Source organism: Lysinibacillus sp. FSL P2-0066 (assembly GCF_037969495.1).
Taxonomy (GTDB): domain Bacteria; phylum Bacillota; class Bacilli; order Bacillales_A; family Planococcaceae; genus Lysinibacillus; species Lysinibacillus boronitolerans.
Map to the genome: position 1 here is coordinate 2,600,790 of NZ_CP150202.1, position 19,082 is coordinate 2,619,871.

At 38.1% G+C, this 19,082-nt stretch carries 19 protein-coding genes; 7 read left to right on the forward strand and 12 right to left on the reverse strand.

The annotated features are described in order from the left end of the window. Nucleotides 1–116: 116 nt before the first annotated feature. The 6 genes from MKZ14_RS13020 to MKZ14_RS13045 form a co-directional block, all read right to left on the reverse strand. Nucleotides 117–986 (reverse strand): metal ABC transporter permease, encoded by an 870-nt coding sequence (locus MKZ14_RS13020; RefSeq protein ID WP_333003924.1) that lies wholly within the window; start codon nt 984–986, stop codon nt 117–119. Beyond that, entirely contained in the window at nt 983–1,855 is an 873-nt protein-coding gene (locus MKZ14_RS13025) for a metal ABC transporter permease (protein ID WP_312124703.1), read from the reverse strand. The genes MKZ14_RS13020 and MKZ14_RS13025 overlap by 4 nt, the downstream gene beginning before the upstream one ends. 11 nt (nt 1,856–1,866) lie before the next feature. After that, on the reverse strand, nt 1,867–2,595 hold the full coding sequence (locus MKZ14_RS13030) for a metal ABC transporter ATP-binding protein (protein ID WP_205444051.1): 729 nt from the start codon (nt 2,593–2,595) through the stop codon (nt 1,867–1,869). 9 nt (nt 2,596–2,604) lie between these two features. Then, a complete protein-coding gene (locus MKZ14_RS13035; RefSeq protein WP_258860471.1) occupies nt 2,605–3,519 on the reverse strand; it encodes a zinc ABC transporter substrate-binding protein in 915 nt (304 codons plus the stop codon). A gap of 154 nt (nt 3,520–3,673) precedes the next feature. After that, nucleotides 3,674–3,835 carry a hypothetical protein gene (locus tag MKZ14_RS13040; protein ID WP_167334366.1) on the reverse strand — a complete coding sequence of 54 codons (162 nt, stop codon included), beginning with the start codon at nt 3,833–3,835 and terminating at the stop codon, nt 3,674–3,676. A 199-nt stretch (nt 3,836–4,034) separates the two neighbouring features. Further along, the gene (locus MKZ14_RS13045; protein WP_016991665.1) at nt 4,035–4,643 is read right to left on the reverse strand and encodes a TetR/AcrR family transcriptional regulator; all 609 of its coding nucleotides are present in this window, start codon (nt 4,641–4,643) and stop codon (nt 4,035–4,037) included. Nucleotides 4,644–4,803: 160 nt separating this feature from the next. Here MKZ14_RS13045 and MKZ14_RS13050 point away from each other — a divergent pair, with 160 nt between their 5' ends. Both MKZ14_RS13050 and MKZ14_RS13055 read left to right on the forward strand, forming a co-directional pair. Beyond that, nucleotides 4,804–5,541 carry an SDR family NAD(P)-dependent oxidoreductase gene (locus MKZ14_RS13050; RefSeq protein ID WP_016991666.1) on the forward strand — a complete coding sequence of 246 codons (738 nt, stop codon included), beginning with the start codon at nt 4,804–4,806 and terminating at the stop codon, nt 5,539–5,541. 126 nt (nt 5,542–5,667) lie between these two features. Further along, the gene (locus MKZ14_RS13055) at nt 5,668–6,696 is read left to right on the forward strand and encodes an S-layer homology domain-containing protein (RefSeq protein WP_333003933.1); all 1,029 of its coding nucleotides are present in this window, start codon (nt 5,668–5,670) and stop codon (nt 6,694–6,696) included. Nucleotides 6,697–6,732: 36 nt separating this feature from the next. Here the strand turns inward: MKZ14_RS13055 and MKZ14_RS13060 are convergent, their stop codons facing one another. Continuing rightward, the gene (locus tag MKZ14_RS13060) at nt 6,733–7,620 is read right to left on the reverse strand and encodes a LysR family transcriptional regulator (protein WP_333003934.1); all 888 of its coding nucleotides are present in this window, start codon (nt 7,618–7,620) and stop codon (nt 6,733–6,735) included. 277 nt (nt 7,621–7,897) lie between these two features. Continuing rightward, on the reverse strand, nt 7,898–8,437 hold the full coding sequence (locus MKZ14_RS13065; protein WP_333003936.1) for a flavodoxin family protein: 540 nt from the start codon (nt 8,435–8,437) through the stop codon (nt 7,898–7,900). Nucleotides 8,438–9,112: 675 nt separating this feature from the next. Between MKZ14_RS13065 and MKZ14_RS13070 the strand changes: the two genes are divergently transcribed. Together MKZ14_RS13070 and MKZ14_RS13075 are read left to right on the forward strand one after the other, a co-directional pair. Next, on the forward strand, nt 9,113–10,015 hold the full coding sequence (locus MKZ14_RS13070; RefSeq protein ID WP_238542651.1) for an AraC family transcriptional regulator: 903 nt from the start codon (nt 9,113–9,115) through the stop codon (nt 10,013–10,015). A 107-nt stretch (nt 10,016–10,122) separates the two neighbouring features. Then, nucleotides 10,123–10,917: an SDR family oxidoreductase gene (locus MKZ14_RS13075; protein ID WP_016991670.1), complete on the forward strand. Its 795-nt coding sequence runs from the start codon at nt 10,123–10,125 to the stop codon at nt 10,915–10,917. Between the two features lie 174 nt (nt 10,918–11,091). On the opposite strand, the gene ade is transcribed toward MKZ14_RS13075, so the two are convergent. Beyond that, on the reverse strand, nt 11,092–12,837 hold the full coding sequence (gene ade, locus MKZ14_RS13080; protein WP_333003937.1) for an adenine deaminase: 1,746 nt from the start codon (nt 12,835–12,837) through the stop codon (nt 11,092–11,094). 96 nt (nt 12,838–12,933) lie between these two features. Further along, nucleotides 12,934–13,356, reverse strand: coding sequence for a pyridoxamine 5'-phosphate oxidase family protein (locus MKZ14_RS13085; protein WP_016991674.1), 423 nt, complete (start codon nt 13,354–13,356; stop codon nt 12,934–12,936). A 162-nt stretch (nt 13,357–13,518) separates the two neighbouring features. Between MKZ14_RS13085 and MKZ14_RS13090 the strand changes: the two genes are divergently transcribed. The 3 genes from MKZ14_RS13090 to MKZ14_RS13100 all read left to right on the forward strand — a co-directional run bounded on the left by MKZ14_RS13090 (nt 13,519) and on the right by MKZ14_RS13100 (nt 15,172). Next, nucleotides 13,519–14,145, forward strand: coding sequence for a YitT family protein (locus MKZ14_RS13090; RefSeq protein WP_016991675.1), 627 nt, complete (start codon nt 13,519–13,521; stop codon nt 14,143–14,145). 144 nt (nt 14,146–14,289) lie between these two features. Beyond that, entirely contained in the window at nt 14,290–14,577 is a 288-nt protein-coding gene (locus MKZ14_RS13095) for a PadR family transcriptional regulator (RefSeq protein ID WP_036077461.1), read from the forward strand. Then, nucleotides 14,564–15,172, forward strand: coding sequence for a DUF2812 domain-containing protein (locus tag MKZ14_RS13100; protein WP_016991677.1), 609 nt, complete (start codon nt 14,564–14,566; stop codon nt 15,170–15,172). The genes MKZ14_RS13095 and MKZ14_RS13100 overlap by 14 nt, the downstream gene beginning before the upstream one ends. A gap of 45 nt (nt 15,173–15,217) precedes the next feature. Here MKZ14_RS13100 and MKZ14_RS13105 read toward each other — a convergent pair whose 3' ends face one another. Beyond that, the gene (locus tag MKZ14_RS13105; RefSeq protein WP_333003941.1) at nt 15,218–15,853 is read right to left on the reverse strand and encodes a 50S ribosomal protein L25/general stress protein Ctc; all 636 of its coding nucleotides are present in this window, start codon (nt 15,851–15,853) and stop codon (nt 15,218–15,220) included. Nucleotides 15,854–18,234: 2,381 nt separating this feature from the next. Beyond that, nucleotides 18,235–18,933: a YjjG family noncanonical pyrimidine nucleotidase gene (locus MKZ14_RS13110; RefSeq protein WP_016994664.1), complete on the reverse strand. Its 699-nt coding sequence runs from the start codon at nt 18,931–18,933 to the stop codon at nt 18,235–18,237. Between the last annotated feature and the right edge of the window lie 149 nt (nt 18,934–19,082).

The window sequence follows — 19,082 nt, forward strand, 5'->3', positions numbered from 1 at the left end:
CTAGTTTATCTTAACGAGTATACTATTTTTCCTAGAAGTAGTACTCATTCAAAAGTTTGAACTTGTCCTCAAAAGAAAAAACATCGTTTGATGGGCGTATCAAACGACGTTTTTCATTAAGAAGTTTCTAGTTTATGAACAAGTACTTTTTTCCTACGCTCAACGATTTTTTGACAGATGAACGTCACGATAAAAATGAAGCCGACTGTTGTTGCCATCATACCTGCTATAGAGGTATCCCACAATTTCGCTAAATAATAGCCAATGACGGAAGCAGCAGCTCCAAAGAGCATACTATAGACGAACATTTGCTTAATCGTCTTGCTGATTAAGTAGGAGGTTGCAGCTGGCCCAATCAACATGGCAACCACTAAAATGGCCCCTACACTATCAAAAGCTGCCACTGTTGTAAACGAAATCGATGTCATAAAGCCATAATGAAGAAAGACAACGGGAATCCCAATGGTTGCTGCATACACAGGATCAAACGTCGCAAGCTTCATTTCTTTAAAGAATAGGAGTAGGAACGCAATATTAATGACGAGGACGAGCAAAAGCATCCATACAGCCTTAGGCATTGCCAGCCCAAGCAATGTCCATTTATCCCAAGGAACAAAAGCAATTTCTCCCATTAAAACATGCTCAACATCTAAGTGCACATTGCCTGCAAATAAGGTGATGAGGAGAACACCTGCTGCGAACAGAGATGTAAATACTACGCCTATCGCTGCGTCTTCTTGAATACCAGAAGAATGTAATAATTGCACAAGATAGGCTGTTAAAATCCCTGCAAAGGCGGCACCTACCAACATCCAAAAGCCATTCAATGTTTGGGTAATAAGGTATGCCATCACGATACCAAAGAGCACTGTATGACTGATCGCATCTGCAATCATAGACATTCTACGCAAGATGAGGAAGACCCCTGCAATTCCACAAGTTATCCCAACTAACAGTCCCGTGAATACAACCCAAAATTCGATCATCCTACATCACCCTGCTTTCGAAATTGCATTTTCCTACGATATTTACTAATTTGACCAGCTGGACTTATAAAATACGATAGAAAGAATATACCTGCTGCCACTAAGACAATTATAGGACCCGTCGATAACCCTGTTCGAATCGCACTAATAAAGGTTCCTGTTATGCCAGCGATACCTCCAATCGCGGCACTTAAAATGAGCATTGTGCTCAATTTTTTTGTCCATAGCTTGGCACTGGCAGCAGGAATAATTAATAGCGCTGACATTAAAATAACGCCAACAGCTTGTATACCTGTAACAATTGTCATGACAATTAAAACCGTTAATGTTGCCTTTAAAGCCTCTATTGGTAAGCCAATCCCTTTTGCATAAACAGGATCAAAGATCAGTAGCTTCCATTCCTTATAAAGCAAGAGACTGACCATAATAATGATGGTTGCACTAATAAAGAGCCACATTAAATCTGCCTTGGTCATCGTCGCTGCTTTACCGAAAATAAAATTATTCAGACCACTCTGATTCCCCAGTGGGCTACGGTTAACCACTGTTAAAAATACAACACCAACACCAAAAAATACGGTGAGGACTAATCCAATGGCAGCGTCAGCCTTCATTTTTGAAAATGACACAATCCATTGAATACAATACACAGATAATGCAGATGTAATGCCCGCTCCTAGCATTAAAATTGGCAATTCCTTTTGACCTGTTAGCAGGAACGCAAGGGCAATGCCTGGTAATGCTGCATGCGCAGCAGCATCCCCTACTAGACTCTGTTTTTGTAAGAAGGAGAACGTGCCTGTGATGCCTGCTGCAATCCCAAGTAACATCGTTCCGCTCAGTACCCACAATAAGTTACCGCTTAACATTATGTCCCTCCTTACACATGCTGCATCATGAAAAGTTTACCACCATATGTTTTTTGTAATTGCTCTGGTGTAAAAACATCTTCTGTTGCGCCTGATGCTAAAATCGTTTTGTTTAATAGAATCGTATAGTCAAAGTATTCTTTGACAGTTTGAAGATCGTGATGCACAACAAAAATACTTTTCCCCTGTGCCTTTAAATCCTTTAAGATATCAATAATCGTTTTTTCTGTCGCAGCATCTACTCCTGCAAATGGTTCATCTAAAAAATATATATCTGCATTTTGTGCAAGGGCTCTAGCCAGGAATACACGCTGTTGCTGGCCTCCTGAAAGCTGCCCGATGGAACGCTCTGCAAAATCCTGCATGCCAACACTTGCTAAAGCTTGTCGAGCAACAATTTTATCCTGCTTAGACGGTCTTTTAAATAAGCCTGTATGGCCATAACGCCCCATGAGCACCACATCCAACGCATTTGTTGGGAAATCCCAATCCACCGCATTACGCTGTGGCACATAGCCTACGACCAAACTCTTTGGCTCAAACATCTTCCCTAAAATTTCTACCTTTCCTACTTTATTGGGAAGCTGATTTAAAATGGCCTTTAAGAATGTGGATTTCCCTGCACCATTTGGGCCAATAATGGCAGCTAGATGACCTGTAGGCACTGTTACACAGGCATTTTCCAATACTGTTTTTTTATCATACGCCACTGATAGATTTTCCACTGTTAATGCATACATTTTCTTCACCTACTTTAATGCATCGACGATCGTGTCGATGTTATGTTGATACATACCTATATACGTACCTTCTGTTGTTCCTTCAGCTCCCATAGCATCGGAGAATAATTCCCCACCGATGACAATGTCGTGGCCTTTTTCCTTAGCCCCTTCAATGACAGCTTTCATCGCCTTATCGGACACACTGGATTCTATAAAAAGAGCCTTAATCTTATTTTCTACTAAGAAATCAACCATCTCTTGAACATCTTTCACACCATACTCTGAATCCGTACTTAGTCCTTGTAAGCCACGTACTTCAAATCCCTGACTTCTGCCAAAGTAATTGAATGCATCATGAGCCGTTACTAATATTCTTTGTTGCTGTGGTATTTCATTCACACGCTTTTCTGCGTAGCTTTGTAAATCATCTAGCTTTTTCAAGTACACTGCTTCATTTGTTTGAAAATCTGCTTTAAATTCAGGGTATTCTTCCTGAAGCTGCGTACTGATTGCCTTGACAACACCTTGCCAAAGCTCAATATCAAACCAAATATGCGGATCATGGAGCATGGCATCCGTATCACTGGCAAGCAGTTGCTTTTCATCTAATGTCTCGCCCACTGCCAGGACCGTTTTATCCTTCGCCATTTGTTCAAAAATATCGAGCATTTGTCCTTCTAAATGTAAGCCATTATAAAAAATGACTTCTGCTTTATCCAATTTCGATAAATCACTTTGAGTCGCCTTGTAGAGATGGGGATCTACGCCTGGACCCATCAATGCCGATACCTGTAAATGATCGCCACTGATTACTTTAATCGCATCTGCAATTTGTCCAGTGGTTGCGACCACAATGCCTTCTTTTTCACCCTCTGTTTCTGCTGAACAGCCAAATAATAGAAATGAGAGTGATAATACCATCACGCCTAACCATTGTTTCATTTTCCTACCTCGACTTTCTCATTTTTAAGCAATTGTTTGAAAAAAGTGCTAAACAACAACGTAACCAATCGGCGGACAAGCCGTATATTGTTTGTCATGCCCGCCCTCTAATGGTTTTGAACGCTAATCTCACAGCTTTTTTTCATACAATGCCTTAATTTATATTCATTTTCCTGATAAGCTGGCGCCAGCTCATCCAGAAAAGTATTAACATCATCCCTGCGCCTACTGAATCGGTCAGTTTCCATACGATTGCTAAAATAATTAAAATGACCATTGGAAGAATCGTCAGCTTGAAATCACCTAAATCTTTCATTCATACACTCTTCTTTCTCCACAGATATTTTGTTTCCCTTAGGAAAAATATATGCTTAATGAAAAGAAAATTCAACTACTTTATGAAAATTTCTTTTAAAAAATTTTTTTCTTATGTAAAAATTAGTTTGGCCCAAACAAAAAATCCCCAATGCTAACATTAGAGATTTTTTAATACATAGATTTATGTGAATAAACGTTCATTCTTCTTTTTCTAACGGTTTTCCTATAAATTCAAAGGCATAAATATGTGTTTTCGTTAATTCAATAATATCCTTGATTAAAGCTTCTTCTGATTTTTCATAACCGCTTGCAATCCATTGCATCATCAATCCATAAAAGCCGTAGGAAGTATAATGCTTGAACATGTTCATATTGACAGGCTGCTGATTGATCGTCTCAAATTTAAATTGCTCTTGATAAATTTTTGTAATCGTTAAGGGCATACGAGTATGTAACCCAGGAATCGTGTCTTCCACATTCAGCAGCTCGAAAAACAAACGATGCTTATAAATGTAATGAATAATATTAAAGGATGGTGCCTTCAATTTTGTCGTATATACCTTTTCCCCATATAGGTAGGGTTCACCTACTGCTACTTCCAGACCATTCAGCATCTGTTCTAGTAAATTCTCTGCCAGCTCAAATTTATCTCGAAAATGCACATAAAAGGTACTTCGGTTATAGCCGGCTCGTTCTACAATATCCTTCACTGTAATGGCTTGAAAACCATGTTGTTTCATTAAATCGACAAACGCCTCAAAAAAATGACGGCGGGTTCTTTCTTGTCTTTGTGTCCATTTTGGCAATTTTACTTCCCCCTTTTAGACATTTCAGGGACATATGTCTACTAGTTAGATATTTACTACGACATTAATGATTGTTTCCGTTTTCAGGCGTTTTACAATAAAAGTACACCGTGATTTACACAGTGTGCAAGAAAAATGATTGTTTAAGGGAGTGTCATGTATGGGGAAATTACAAGATAAAGTCGCAATTATTACAGGTGGTGCTTCTGGTATCGGTGCTGCAACCGCTCAATTATTTGTAGCAGAGGGAGCAAAAGTGGTGCTTGTGGACCTAAACGAGGAAAAAGGCCAAGCATTTGCAGCCGAACTACAGGCAACAGGCGCAGAAGCCATGTTCATCAAAGCAAACGTAACGGATGAACAGGAAGTAGCTGCTATTTATCAAACAACGATTGAGGCATTTGGCAAAGTCGATGTCCTTTTTAATAATGCAGGAATTGGTCGTGTTACGCCAACTGAGGAGCTTCCTTATGCGGAATGGCGTCAAACTGTAAATGTAGACTTAGATGGTGTATTTTTAATGGCGCAGGCTGCCATCAAAGAAATGCTAAAAGCGAATGGTGGTACAATCGTTAATACAGCTTCGATGTATGGTTGGGTTGGCTCGCCAGGATCAGCTGCTTATAATGCAGCAAAAGGGGGTGTGATTAATTTAACACGTTCATTAGCATTGGAATTTGCTACGCGAGGTATTCGTGTTAATGCCCTATGTCCAGGCTTTATTGATACACCGATTATCCCAGAAGAAAGTAAGGAACCATTACGTCAGATCACACCTATGCAACGACTAGGACAACCAGAGGAAATGGCAAAAGCTGTTTTATTTATGGCTTGTGACGATTCAACGTTTATGACAGGGAACACATTAACAGTAGATGGTGGCTACACAGCCCAATAATGACGTTTAAAATAATCGCTTCCCGACAAAGGGCAGCGATTATTTTTTTCACTAGAAAAATTTGCAGTTTTTATCCATTTCCTGCAAACTATTACTAAAGCGAGCAAGAAAGGATGAAGACGACGAATGAAAAAATTAATCGGTACATTATTATTTTCTATTCTGATTATCGCTAGTGCAGGCAATGTACAAGCTGCTGGCTTTCGAGATGTATCAGAGGATCATTATGCCTATGAAGCTATTTTATGGGCAGAAGAATATGATATTGTTAATGGCTTTACAGACGGTACATTTAAACCGAATGCTACTATTACTGAACAGCAATTAGCAAAACTATTAGCCAATTTTTATGAGCTCGAAACGCCCATCGACGAATTAAAAAAGCAAACGCTTTCGGCAAACTGGTCGGATGAATTCTATAACCAGCTCGCAAGCTACGGGGTGCCTTTAAATGGCTATTTCGACAACCGAATTCGAGCGGCTACTGTGAAGCGCGGTGTAGTGGCACAGGCTATTGCTCATTTAGCTAGCGGTAAGAAGGGATTAGATCAATCTATTCAGTTTTTACTTGATACCTATATTTCTTCTGGGCTAAATCCACAGTATGAAGATCGTAATTTACAAAAGTTTTATGGCGTGACAAACAACATGACCCGTGCGCAAGTTGTCACGATGCTTTATCGTATGGACGAGCGAAATTATTATGAAATTTCAGCGGATGCACAAGCCATACACGAGAATGCCAACAATGTTTCATTAATGACAAGAGCTAAAAATGCCCAAAGTCAGCTCGATAAATCTTTGCAACAAGCAACACCTGGTAAAAGTGCTTGGGAAGGTGTCTATACGTATTATTACAAATGGGGTAAAGGTGCAAACGATTTTAACCGCCGCGATGCCGTCATTTCTAACGCTACAAGTAACAGCTTCTCTATTGCTTTAACAGCAAATGATGGGACAGCTTCAGGTAACGTCAATGGAACAGCCACGATAACAAGCAGCTCAAAAGCCTTAATGAATAAGTCCTCAAACGGCAATCGCTGTGTCGTTGAATTTGAACGTTTAGCCAATAATGCCCTAAAGGTGTCCGAGATTGATTGTCGTGCTGAACGTAATGAAGGCACCAATTTTTCGGGTACCCTCAAGCAGCAATAATTTTAACAGAGTCTGATTCATTCAGGCTCCTTTTTTTTAATTCCCCAGCGTTTGATACTTCTGCTTGGCAATAGCAATAAAATCGAGGAGGCACGGTTGCAAATGCTTATCTTTATGCCAAGCAATATCTGTATAAATAGGAGCTAGCTTTAATGTGGACGGTATCTCTGTTACATGTCCCAATGTCAGTTCTTTTTCTACGACCATTTTAGGTAAAAACGTCATACCTAGACCTGCAATTACACATTGTTTGATCGCTTCAATACTGGCAAATTCAATCATTTGTAAAGGCCTAACCCCTTCTAGCTGAAGCAATGCTTCTAAATGATTACGATAAGAGCACCCTGTTTCAGTTAACAGTATCGTTTCATGCGCTAGTTGTTGAGCGGATAGCGGCTCCCTTCTTTCGATAGGTGCACTGACAAAAATAAGCTGCTCTTCAATCAATCGCTGTCGCTGTAACATCGATGTTTCCTGGTACGTATCTGTAATAAAGGCAACATCTAGATCCCCTGCCTGTAATAGCTTTTTAGCAATGTCCGTTGTATGCACTGGCTTAAAAATGATTTTCACATGGGGGTGAACCTGTTGAAATTGCTGTAAAATGCTGGGCAATCGATAGACACACTGACTTTCCTGTGCCCCTATCTTCAATAGGACTTGCTCCTGCTCGTTGGATATAGCTTTTTTCATTTCACGGTCTAGCTCAAGCATTTTTTTTGCATAATGCTGTAGACGCTTGCCCTCTTCCGTGAGAATAATGCGCTTGCCAAGCCGCTCAAAAAGTTGAACACCCAACTCTTGTTCTAAAGTTTTGATTTGAGCTGTAATACTCGATTGAGCGTAGTCAAGAAGCTGGGCTGTCTGTGTAAAGCTTAATGTTTCAGCTGCTGTAAAAAACGTTTGAAGCTGCTTAATATCCATCACTTGAACCCCTTTATCTATTTCTTCGATAGTTTATTTTTAAACATTCATCCTTTTCGATAATAAAATCCAATATACACTAGTTTGTAACTGAAAGAAAGAAAGGGCTGCCAAATGTAGTGACTGGCATTTAATCCTTTTATCATATAAAAAGAAACGAATTTGGAGACTTCTTTCATCCAAATACGTTTCTGTGTATACTGCTATAAAAATAGTAAATAATCTAACAGCCAATAAGATCGTCTGATAGTTGGCTCGTTCTTTTCTATACCAGCACCTATTGCAATTCTTTTCTAAGATGGTCAGCTGCAGACAACGCTTTGAGATCTTGAATAATATCGCCTGGCTTGTTTCCTTCTCCTAGAATATACCCCTCAAAGGTTATCCCAACAAAATCAAAAATATGTTGAAATTGCTGAATCATTGGTAACCCCTTTATATAAGGCTCATCTCCACCAACTGCAATAACATACGCTTTTTTAGAAGACATTGAGGCTTTAAAATCAGGATAATTCGGGTCTCTTAAGGTTTGTGACCATCGATCTATAAAGTTCTTCATCGCTCCTGTCATACTATACCAATAAATAGGCGTAGAAAAAATAAGAATATCATGCGGAAGAATACGGTCAATGACGGCATTATAATCATCGCTGACATCTGAGAACCCCTCCTCAGCATGACGCTTATCGATTATTGGCTGAATGACACAATCCTTTAGATAAATTTCTTCAATCATTAGGCCTTGAGTGGCTAATTTTGTTAAAGTCTCTACATTCCCATTCGGACGATTGCCACCGTAAATAACTGCTATTGACATTTAGATGATCCCCGCTTCCTTGAAGTTTTTACTATTGTTCCCGGATACCTATATCTTATTATGTATTTACAATTCGATAAAGATGATTATTTCGATAAAATCAATCGAAAAAAGTGATTTTAAAGGAGATTGCTGTTTTGCCTTCCTTTGGCAAAATGTATAAAGCTATAAACACTTTTTTGGCTGTATTGAGATAGGCTGGGCGTGGCTAAAAATGTGGCCTCTATCCCCTATTCTGTATTAATTATCTTGAGGAAAATCAAAATATCTCTTGTAAGAGAGAAAAATGAATACTGCCAATGCGCGTGATAAAGATATGCTAAAGTTAAGGGAAGCAATAGTTGCTTTATTGACCCAAGCATTAAATTTATTTAATTATTTGACGTAAAATGATGCCTACTATTCTTGTTTTCTAAAAATTTGTCGTACATTGCAAGTTAGTAGTCACTGTTTGCTAGTTACAAGGCGTGATTGAAAAGATACTATATAAACTGTCCCGTTCAAACAAAGCAGGACAAAATTTACGATATGAACAATAAATATACATGATGAAGGAGCCTCATATTGATGATGTTACAGACCTCTAATCGCATTAAAATGCCGTTGGGATTTTGGGAAGGGTTACGTCAAGTAGGGATAGCCCCGCAAGACGTGGTTTGAAAAGCACGACTACCTATTACAATCATTAATGAACCTGTCGTCTCTATAACTCAATATTTTTCAATTTGGCAGGCTTATTCCGATATCATTGACGACACTGCTAAAGGAATCATCAAACTAGCGACTAGCTTTGAACCAACTCATTACCCCCCTACTGTCCTAGTAGCCTACCATGCACGTGATTATCGTGATGCCTTAAAGAGAATGGCACGGTACAAACAACTGTGTCCGCCTGAAAGCTTGCGTATCACTGAGGAGGGTGAGGAATGTACAATCGAACTAGAATGGTCGTATACTGAGCAACCTGGTCCTCCTATGCTTATTGGTATCACACTTGCATTTCTTCTTGAGCTTGGACGTCGGGGGACAGGTCAACCGATCGCAGCAAAGTTCGTTGAATTTTCACATGAAATGGGCGATGTACAGACGCTTGAAGATTATTTCGGTTGCAGTATCCTAATTGGAGCAAAGTGTAACCGGTTGACGATACACCGCGAGGATCTGGATCGTCACTTTGCCTCATATAACTTGGAGTTGCTGGAAATGTTGACCCCTCTTCTGGATCAATCGTTGAATGTGCACCAACATAGCAGCTCCATCACTGAGATGGTTAAATGGATAATAAAACGTAGCTTAGCAGGAGGACGCCCTGACATACAGACAGTCGCGAGCGAGCTAGGAATGAGCGACCGTACCTTGCAGCGCAGGCTTACTAACGAATGCACGAGCTTTAAGTTTTTGTTAACACAAGTTCGACAGGATCAGGCCCGCGAGTATCTAGCAGACCCCTCGCTTGATATTAAAGATGTCGCCTTCTTGATTGGATACGAAGATCAAAACTCATTTTACCGTGCCTTCCACCTATGGGAAGGTGATACGCCTTCAAATTGGCGTTCTAAACATGTAGGAACAAATTAGATAAATATAAAATTTTGAAACACAAGACCAATAGTCAGACTTTCAAAAAAGTTGGCGTTTTTATTTTTACATCCAGAAAATCAAAATAGATAGAGGAGCAATGTAATATGGATATAGGATTGAACAATAAAACAGCTTTAGTGACCGGATCTACAAGAGGTATAGGTAAAGCAATCGCTATCGAACTAGCCAAAGAAGGTGTGAACGTACTAATAAATGGGCGAAATGATGAAGAGGTACAACGCACTGTAAATGAAATTAAATTAGCTTATCCATCTACTTTTCCACAAAATGCTACAGCCAATATTGCTGATATACATCAAAGAGAAGCTTTATTTGAAAAATATCCGTGTATTGACATTTTAATTAACAATATGGGTATCTATGAAATTATGCCATATGAAGATGTTGATGATGATACTTGGGAAAAATACTTCCGTACTAATGTTCTTGCGGCAAATGGATTATCTAAATTTTACTTACCAAAAATGTTGGAAAATGATTTTGGTCGCATTATTTTTATTGCCAGTGAAGAAGCAATTATGCCCTCGGGACAAATGCCTCAATATTGCATGACAAAAACGATGCTATTATCTTTGTCAAAAAGCCTCTCTAAATTAACAATAGGAAAAGAGGTTACAATTAATACAATCATGCCAGGACCAACACTCTCTGAGAATGTGTATCAAATAATTGATGGTATGTTTCCTAACCAAGACATGAGTTTTTCTGAGAAAGAGAGAGAATTTATGATGACAAACCTACCTCAATCAGAAATCCAAAGATTTATCAAACCAATCGAAATAGGGAGAATAACTACATTTGTATGTAGTCCATTTGCATCTGCATTTAAAGGATCACCGATTCGTATGGATGGTGGTATGGTACCGACAATTTTCTAACATTATCCTCGTCCCCATCATGATAAATCGCATGGCTGCATATTGCTCGATGAAGGAGCAGAAGTAGCCTCTTGGAAAATATATTTCCACGACGTAAAAAGATTTACCTAATTACGGTATACAGAATGATAATAAACGACCTAATCGCTTACCGCAATTAGGTCGTTCTACCGTCTATGCTTCTACTGAGATATGCTGGAAGGTTGTCACATCAAATAATCCTGTATCTGTTAGCTTTAAAGTAGGAATAACTGGTAATGCCACAAAAGAAAACGTTAATAAAAAATGGAAATCTAATGTTGGATTAAGCGTCTTTAATGCACTGTGCAAGCCTGCTAGCTGCTCCTTTGCCTGTTGAGCTGGTACATCTGTCATCAAGCCACCAATGGTTAATGGCATCTCCGCTAGAATTTGGCCATCCGCAACGATCACAAAGCCCCCTTGGATTTCCTGAATGCGTGTAAGCGCCAGGACCATATCCTCATCATTTGTTCCTACAACAAGGGCATTATGGGAATCATGAGCTACTGTTGTGGCTACTGCTCCTTTTTGTAGGCCAAAGCCTTTGACAATGCCTAGACCTGTCGTGTGTAACTGATGATGACGTTCGATTACGGCTAATTTTAATAGATCTTGTTCTACAGACGGAACAAAGACCCCTTCCTTTACAGGGACATCCATTATTACATGATTTGTAATCAGCTGATTTGGCACAATCTCCATCACATTCGCCTTTGTACCCTTTGTGAATGCTAGTTGTAGCCTATCCTTTGTAATGGTCGGTAAATGGACAGATTGATAGATATGAGCAGGCACAACTGGCTCTTGTCGATTTGTCAGCATCTCACCATTTTCAGCCACTTTCTGCCCATTTTTCCATACAGCCTTTGCCTGCATCGTCGACAAATCCTCTATTAACACAAAATCTGCCTTATAGCCTGGTGCAAGTACACCTCGATCTAATAAACGATAGCATTCTGCTGTGTTTACCGTTGCTAACTGGATTGCTTGCAATGGTTGCATCCCTTCAGCTATTGCCATGGCGATATCATAATTGATGCTGCCCTCATCGATTAACTCATCCACATATTTATCATCTGTACAAAATCCAAAGCGACGAGCATTGTGTGACTGGACAGCTGGCAATAAGTCACGTAAGTTTTTCGCGGCTGAGCCCTCTCGGATTAGTACATACATCCCCTGCTCTACACGGTCAATCGCTTCTTGAGCCGTTACACACTCATGATCTGTGTGAATACCCGCAGCTCGATAGCCTGTAATTTGTTCGCTTTGTAAGCCTGCACAATGCCCATCAATGACTAAATTTACTTCCTGCGATAACAAAATTTTCTGAAGCATTTCCTCTTGCCCATTTAACACCGCTGGGAAATCCATCACCTCAGCTAATCCACGAACCTGCTCATGTTGTAGAAATGGTGCCAAATCCTTAGCTGTTAGTGTAGCGCCTGCATTTTCAAACTGTGTACCTGGCACACTTGATGGCAGCATCACAAAAATATCCATATCTGCCTTTTGTGCATCATCGAGCATAAATTGAATGCCTTCCGCTCCTGCGACATTGGCGATCTCATGAGGATCTGTCACCACGGTTGTAATACCATGAGGAAGTAAAACGCGACTAAATTCTCCAGGTGTCAACATAGAAGATTCAATATGTATATGACCATCAATTAATCCGGGAATGACATAGCCTCCTGCCGCATCCTCTTCCTGTTTAGCCTGAAACTTATTAGTGCGATCTAGAGCAACAATCATACCATTCTTCACAACGATATCTGCTTTTTGCCATGTTAACGAAAAAACATCCGCAATTTGCGCATTTCTCAGTATAAAATCTGCCTCTAATTTTCCTTGAGATGATAATACATTTTGTGTTAGCTGCTGTAATTTTATCGACATAACCTATACTCCTTTTTCTTTTAAGAACTATCATGCCAAAAAGATACTAATCATTGCAACTATTTATCGTTATGTCAGTAAAAAAACGACCATTGATCAATGGTCGTTCGAAAATTCTAGCTCTTTGGGTGGTTGCCCTTTTTTATTCATCAAGCGCATACGAATAGGCTCAATTTTTAATGTCACCATTTCATCCTGATTGCCAACAAAGATACTTGTAAAAAATTCGGCTAGTTTATTTTTTATCCCTTCTTCATGTACTTCCGTAAGCTTGCCTTCTATTTCCACATACGTATCACCAAAGCCACCATTTTCGTAGCCATATAAAATATGGGTATATGGATTTTTGCGTAGCTCTTCCATTTTTTCTGAATGTTTATTCGTCACTGTATACAACACAAAATCTTCATGCTGGAACGTCATGTAACGTGAGTACGGTTTGCCATTTTCTACAGTTGCCATTGTCCCAATCTTTTCCCGATTTAACACTTCTAAAATTTCATCACGTACAGAAGTCATAGTATCCCATCCTTTCATCTACATATCTATTTTGCCCTCTCCCAAGAAAGCTAACCGTCTTTTTTTGAAAAATGTGAAATGACAATCTTCGGGCATATTGAAAATCTATTGTTATAATAACTGGATGGACAACAGGAATTTTCGAATGAATGAGGGTTAAAAATGAAACAAGCTTTTTTCACGCGCTGTTTGTTTTTCATAACAGGCATTATCGTGCTTTCTTTTGGGATCACATTAACAATTAAAGGCCAACTTTTTGGTGTGGGCTCATGGGATGTACTACATATTGGCTTAACAAAAACATTGGGCTTATCAATCGGTTCATGGTCCATTATTTTGGGACTTGCTATTTTAGCGTTTGATATGCTGATTACGAAAAAGTTCCCTTTACCTGGAACGTTTATCGATATGTTTTTGGCAGGCATTTTTATTGATATTTTCAACTATTGGTTACCTGATATTGATGGTTTTTGGATGCAACTTATATCTTACCTTACAGGGTTAGTGTTACTAGGCTGGGGCTGTGGGATGTATATGGTGGCGAATTTAGGTATTGGACCACGTGATACACTTATGCTGATGATGGTCCATAAGCTTGGCTGGAGTGTGACCCGCTCTCGTACAACAATGGAAGTAACAGTTGCAATTATTGGCTTCCTACTTGGCGGTCCTATAGGCATCGGTACGGTGTTTATGGCATTTGGACTTGGACCAATCGTACAATTTGCCTTATCCTATAACGAAAAATTATTTATGCGATGGACAGGCGTGAAAAGCGCTGTTGTCTAAACTTTAATGACAATGCATTTTTGCATTGTCTTTTTTTACAGTTGAAATATACAGTGCAACTATATATAATCAAACTATATAGTCCAACTGTATATTTGAGGTGAAGATGTGAAAAAACATAAATTATTACCTTTATCCGAAACCATGCATTATATTCTACTGGCCTTACGTGAACCGCTACATGGCTATGCTATGATGCAAAAAATTGAGGAAATGAGTGCTGGTACAGTCCGAATTGCTGCAGGTACGATGTATGGAGCCATTGACAATTTATTGAAATATCATTGGATTACACCTGTTGAAACCCAGGATACAAGACGCAAGGTTTATCAAACGACAGAAGAGGGTCTAGAAATATTAGCCGCAGAGCAACAAAGATTGCAGCGCATTTTATCTTTATACGAGGGAGCTGGCGAACATGATAAAGTTTAAAATCTTTTTTGATATCGAAAAGGAAGAGCGTTGGTTAAACGAAATGTTAGCCAAGGGTTGGATATGCTCCAACATAAACTCGGCAGGTATTTATACATTTCAGCCTACTGAAGATCTTGAACAAGTTATTCGGATTGATTGTCAGCAGGAGCTTCGCAAAGAAAAGAAAGCGACCTATAAGCAATTACATGAGGATTTTGGCTGGCGTATAGTAAAAGAAAAATCATATGATGGCACTTTTTATTGGACAAAAAGTAAAGATGGTAATGATGAATTATTTTCAGATCATGATTCCCACATTGCGAAATATAAACGTTTAATGAAACAAGCAAGCAACTGGGCCATACTGTCATTTATCTTCTTAATGATTTTTTATGCCAACGATAGTTACTACTCCCTTTTCAGTATAAAAAATGCGTATTTTACACCTGGTTTATGGGAGAAAGAAGGGTTTTCTTTCCTTTTTGCCTTTTTATTTGAAACACCCTTTGCCATCGGGCGCTTTATCCCACCATGGCTATTTTTAGTAACTTGTAGTATTTACATCACTTTATATTATCGTTACCGAAAATCGATACAGCAGTTTAACCAATAAACGGTAAGGAGCCACTTACGAAATGTAAGATGGCTCCCTCTTTCTCTATCCTCTTGTTTCATCCGTATTTTGCCCTGTCGCTTCAAGCACTTCAGGTGTATCGTCGACTGTATCATCTTCCTGTACATTTTCAGCAGCTGGTGGTGTGATGGTCACCAGTGTATAGTCATCCTCATGTAAAATTTCAAACGGAAACTGTTGGCGAATATCCCCTACATAAAGAGAAGTGCCAATCGCAACATTCGTGGCATCTATTTCAATGGTTTCTGGAATTTCAGTTGGCTTCACTTTAATGCGAACCTCACGATTAGGCTGAAGCAGGAAGCCTCCTTCTGCCACTCCTACAGCATCACCAATCACGGTTACCGGAATATCGACTTCTAGCTCCTCAGACATATTAATGGACTTGAAATCAACATGCTTTACATTACCCTTCAATGCACAGCGCTGCACTTCTGTTAAAACAGCATTGATGCGCTCTCCTTCCACATCGAGTTGAAAGACACTTTTCGTACCATGTGCAGCCAATATTTTCGCAAAAGCTCTAGCATCTAACGTAATGGCTGTCGGCTCCATTTGAAAACCGTAAACAACACCAGGAATAGCCCCATTTTGTCGAAGCTGTGTTAGTGACGAATGACGCCCTTTTTGACGTTTATTAGCAGTTAGAACCATATTCATCGAAGATTTCCCCTTTCATGGAAACTAGTCTCATAAAAGGTTTTGCCTTTTCCCCTATTTTTTATACCTTTGTCTATAATTAAAAATACCTCTTCGAAATGAACAATATACATTTGCACAGCAGATACATAGATGTTGTACGAAAAGGTAACAAACCTGACTCTGTTTCCGTTTTAGAAAGTGCTATTGTAGATTTAGAACGGTTCATGGATGTTAGAGAATCTAGATACCCAGGCGCTAAAAAATCCCCCTTTCCTTTTTGTTAGCGTCTATGGAGGTGTTGTAAGACCCTTATCTAGAAGAGCTATTCAAAACATCGTAAATAAATATACATCAGCTTTCTTTAGAAACGGTAAAAGTCCACATAAACTTAGACATTCATTTGCAGTAGATTTTACCCGGAGCGGTGGAGACATAATTTTATAAAGGGATCAATTAGGTCACTCAGCTATTAAAACTACTTCCTTATATACGAACATGTCTTCTAAAGATGGTGAAAAAGTGTTAAATGAGATGGATAAAAGAAGATAAATAATAAAAGCCCAAACCTCTGAACTATCAGTGGCTGGGCTTTATGTAAGAATCGCAGAGTAATTTAAATTTACTTGGTATTCTGGTGTAATTCAGTTTAGTCGTCCTACTGTTTTAACACTATTTCTCACACTAATATGTAAAGTAAACTAAATTAGAGCACTACTTGAACTCTATACCTATTAATTTATGTGTATTTTCCCCATATTGAATTGTACATTCATAATTGATTATTAATACTACCAGTCCATTTTTTGGGTTAGTCTGTTTGCAATATATAGTGCTATCACTGTAAATATAAAGGGAATAACTAAATGGACAAAAGGCACTGAGATTTATTTCTCATACCTTTTGTCATTTCTTATGCTTTATATTTATTAGTAATAAACCTTTTATTTTTTTAAATATTTATCCCATAATCTTATCCCTATTAAATATAATTATCACTGCTGTAAGAATAAAGAGGATTCGATATCCTAAAACTATATATTTACTTTCCTTCTTATATTCTTTTGAATTCAAGAAAACTTCTATCACCATAAAAAGAAAATATAAAGTTGCCAGAATATAAAAATTTAGTTTATGCCAACTCAATAATACTAGTAGAATAATACTATACAAAAGCATTCGTAGAAATTGATTTTTCATATTTAGTTCTCCATATATTAATTTAGATACTAATATCCATTAAAACTTGCATAGCGATAGGGATTAATAGTTGCTATATTACCTTTTTGGCTCATAATATTTCCCCACGTCCTAATACTTGTGATTTTTGAAACATTATCTATTATAGACAGACAATCACTATTAGGATGGTGCTAAACTAACCGTTTTAGGTAGTACATTATGGGAATTAATATATAAAAAGAACTATTTGTAAATACATATAAATGATTAAACCATAAATCCTATACCGCCTAAATTTTGATATTATGTATAGTTTGCTTCTAACTAAAAACCCCTTCATTCACACGAAATAGACTGCAAATAAATTGCACTATCGTGTAGATGAATGGGGAGTTCGGTTTTTTAAATTAACCAGGTTTTGTTCAAAATAAATACCTTAATTCTGATGCTTGTCTAAATATTCCTCTATCATCTTTTGTGCGAGCCTACTATCGGTTATGTTCTGCGTTTTCGCTAACTCGAATAGTTGTTGATGATATTCTTTTTCTAAAACAAGTACAACACGTTTGTCATAGCTAATTACATGTAAGACATATCATTATTCGTTAAACAATATTTCAATTCGTCTCTGAACACCTGGGTTTCAATTTTTGATAATTAACTTTGAAATTGAATCTTTAAAAGTTTTGAGCACCTTATCACATATGTGTTTTTAGGCATATTAAAATAGTATCATGATGTTTCTTAGGAAAAGGCATAAAATAGCAAAGAATCCCATTAAAAATAAGTAGTAGCAAGCATAAAAATTTGAGGCTTGTCGACTATAGAGACTGCTAGCAAGTGAACTCCCCTCTACAATTCTTATGATAAAATATGACATAATCATTAAGACTTGGATATTATTTTTTATGAAGTGGTGTCATAATTGATGCCTTGATCAAAGCAGACAAAATTATGTAAAAGGATTTATTAGAAATGGCTATCTTTAAACCAGTGACAATGATAGAGAAATGACTAAAGAAACAGTTCGAATTTATGAAGTTTGGGTAAAAGTACAAGCATGAAATTGTTTTTTTACAATTTCATGCTTGTACTTAAATCTTTGTATTAATATAAAGTGGACATATCTTCCCAGCTATTTCATTCCGTACATGGAAATAATTATCTTCTCTGTGCTCAATGATTTTTGATTTGGTCCAATAGTTCCACCTTAGGTAGTACTAAACTAGCTGTTTATTCAATACTTCAAATAAGTCGTGTAATTTGTTAATTTCATAATGTGGCTTAATTTCACTTGTGTTTTCGATATTACGGATATTAAACCAGCATGTGTCGATACCCGATAGTAAACCGCCTTTAATATCGGATGTCAACGAGTCCCCAATAATCAGCGTTTTATCTTTATCAAAATCATCGATCCGTTCAAAAACATAATCGAAAAATGCTGGCATAGGCTTTTGATAGCCTGTTTGCTCCGAAATAAAAATGTCTTTAAAATGTGGCGCTAGCTTAGCATCCACAAGACGTTTATTTTGTGTAGCCGTGACACCATTTGACACCACATATAAATGATAATGGTTTGCAAGCTGTGCAATTACCTCATAGGCACCTTCTACATAATGGTGGGCCTCACACAAATATTTTTGGAACAGTGCTTCAAAGTAAGCTCCATCGACTTCTATGCCAAATTCCTTAAAGGCAACAGCAAATCGCGTATTATGTAATGTATTTTTTGTTAATTCCCCACGCTCAAAAGCACGCCACATGGACTCATTAATTTCTTTATATCGCGCAATCATCTCTGGAGTAACTGCTATGTTTTCCTCTTTAAACATGCGGTCTAGTGCTGCATTTTCAGCTAAATCAAAATCTAGTAATGTATCATCTACGTCAAACAATAAGATCTCATATTTCGTCATGTTCATTCCCACTTTCTTTGATGCATTGTGACTATTTACTCTATATCATGATAACGTTTTTTATGAAAAATAACAGTAAAATGTCCTATGACAGAATATTAGAACATATAGGCGCTTTATACAGATGCTTATCCGTCCATTGAAACTAG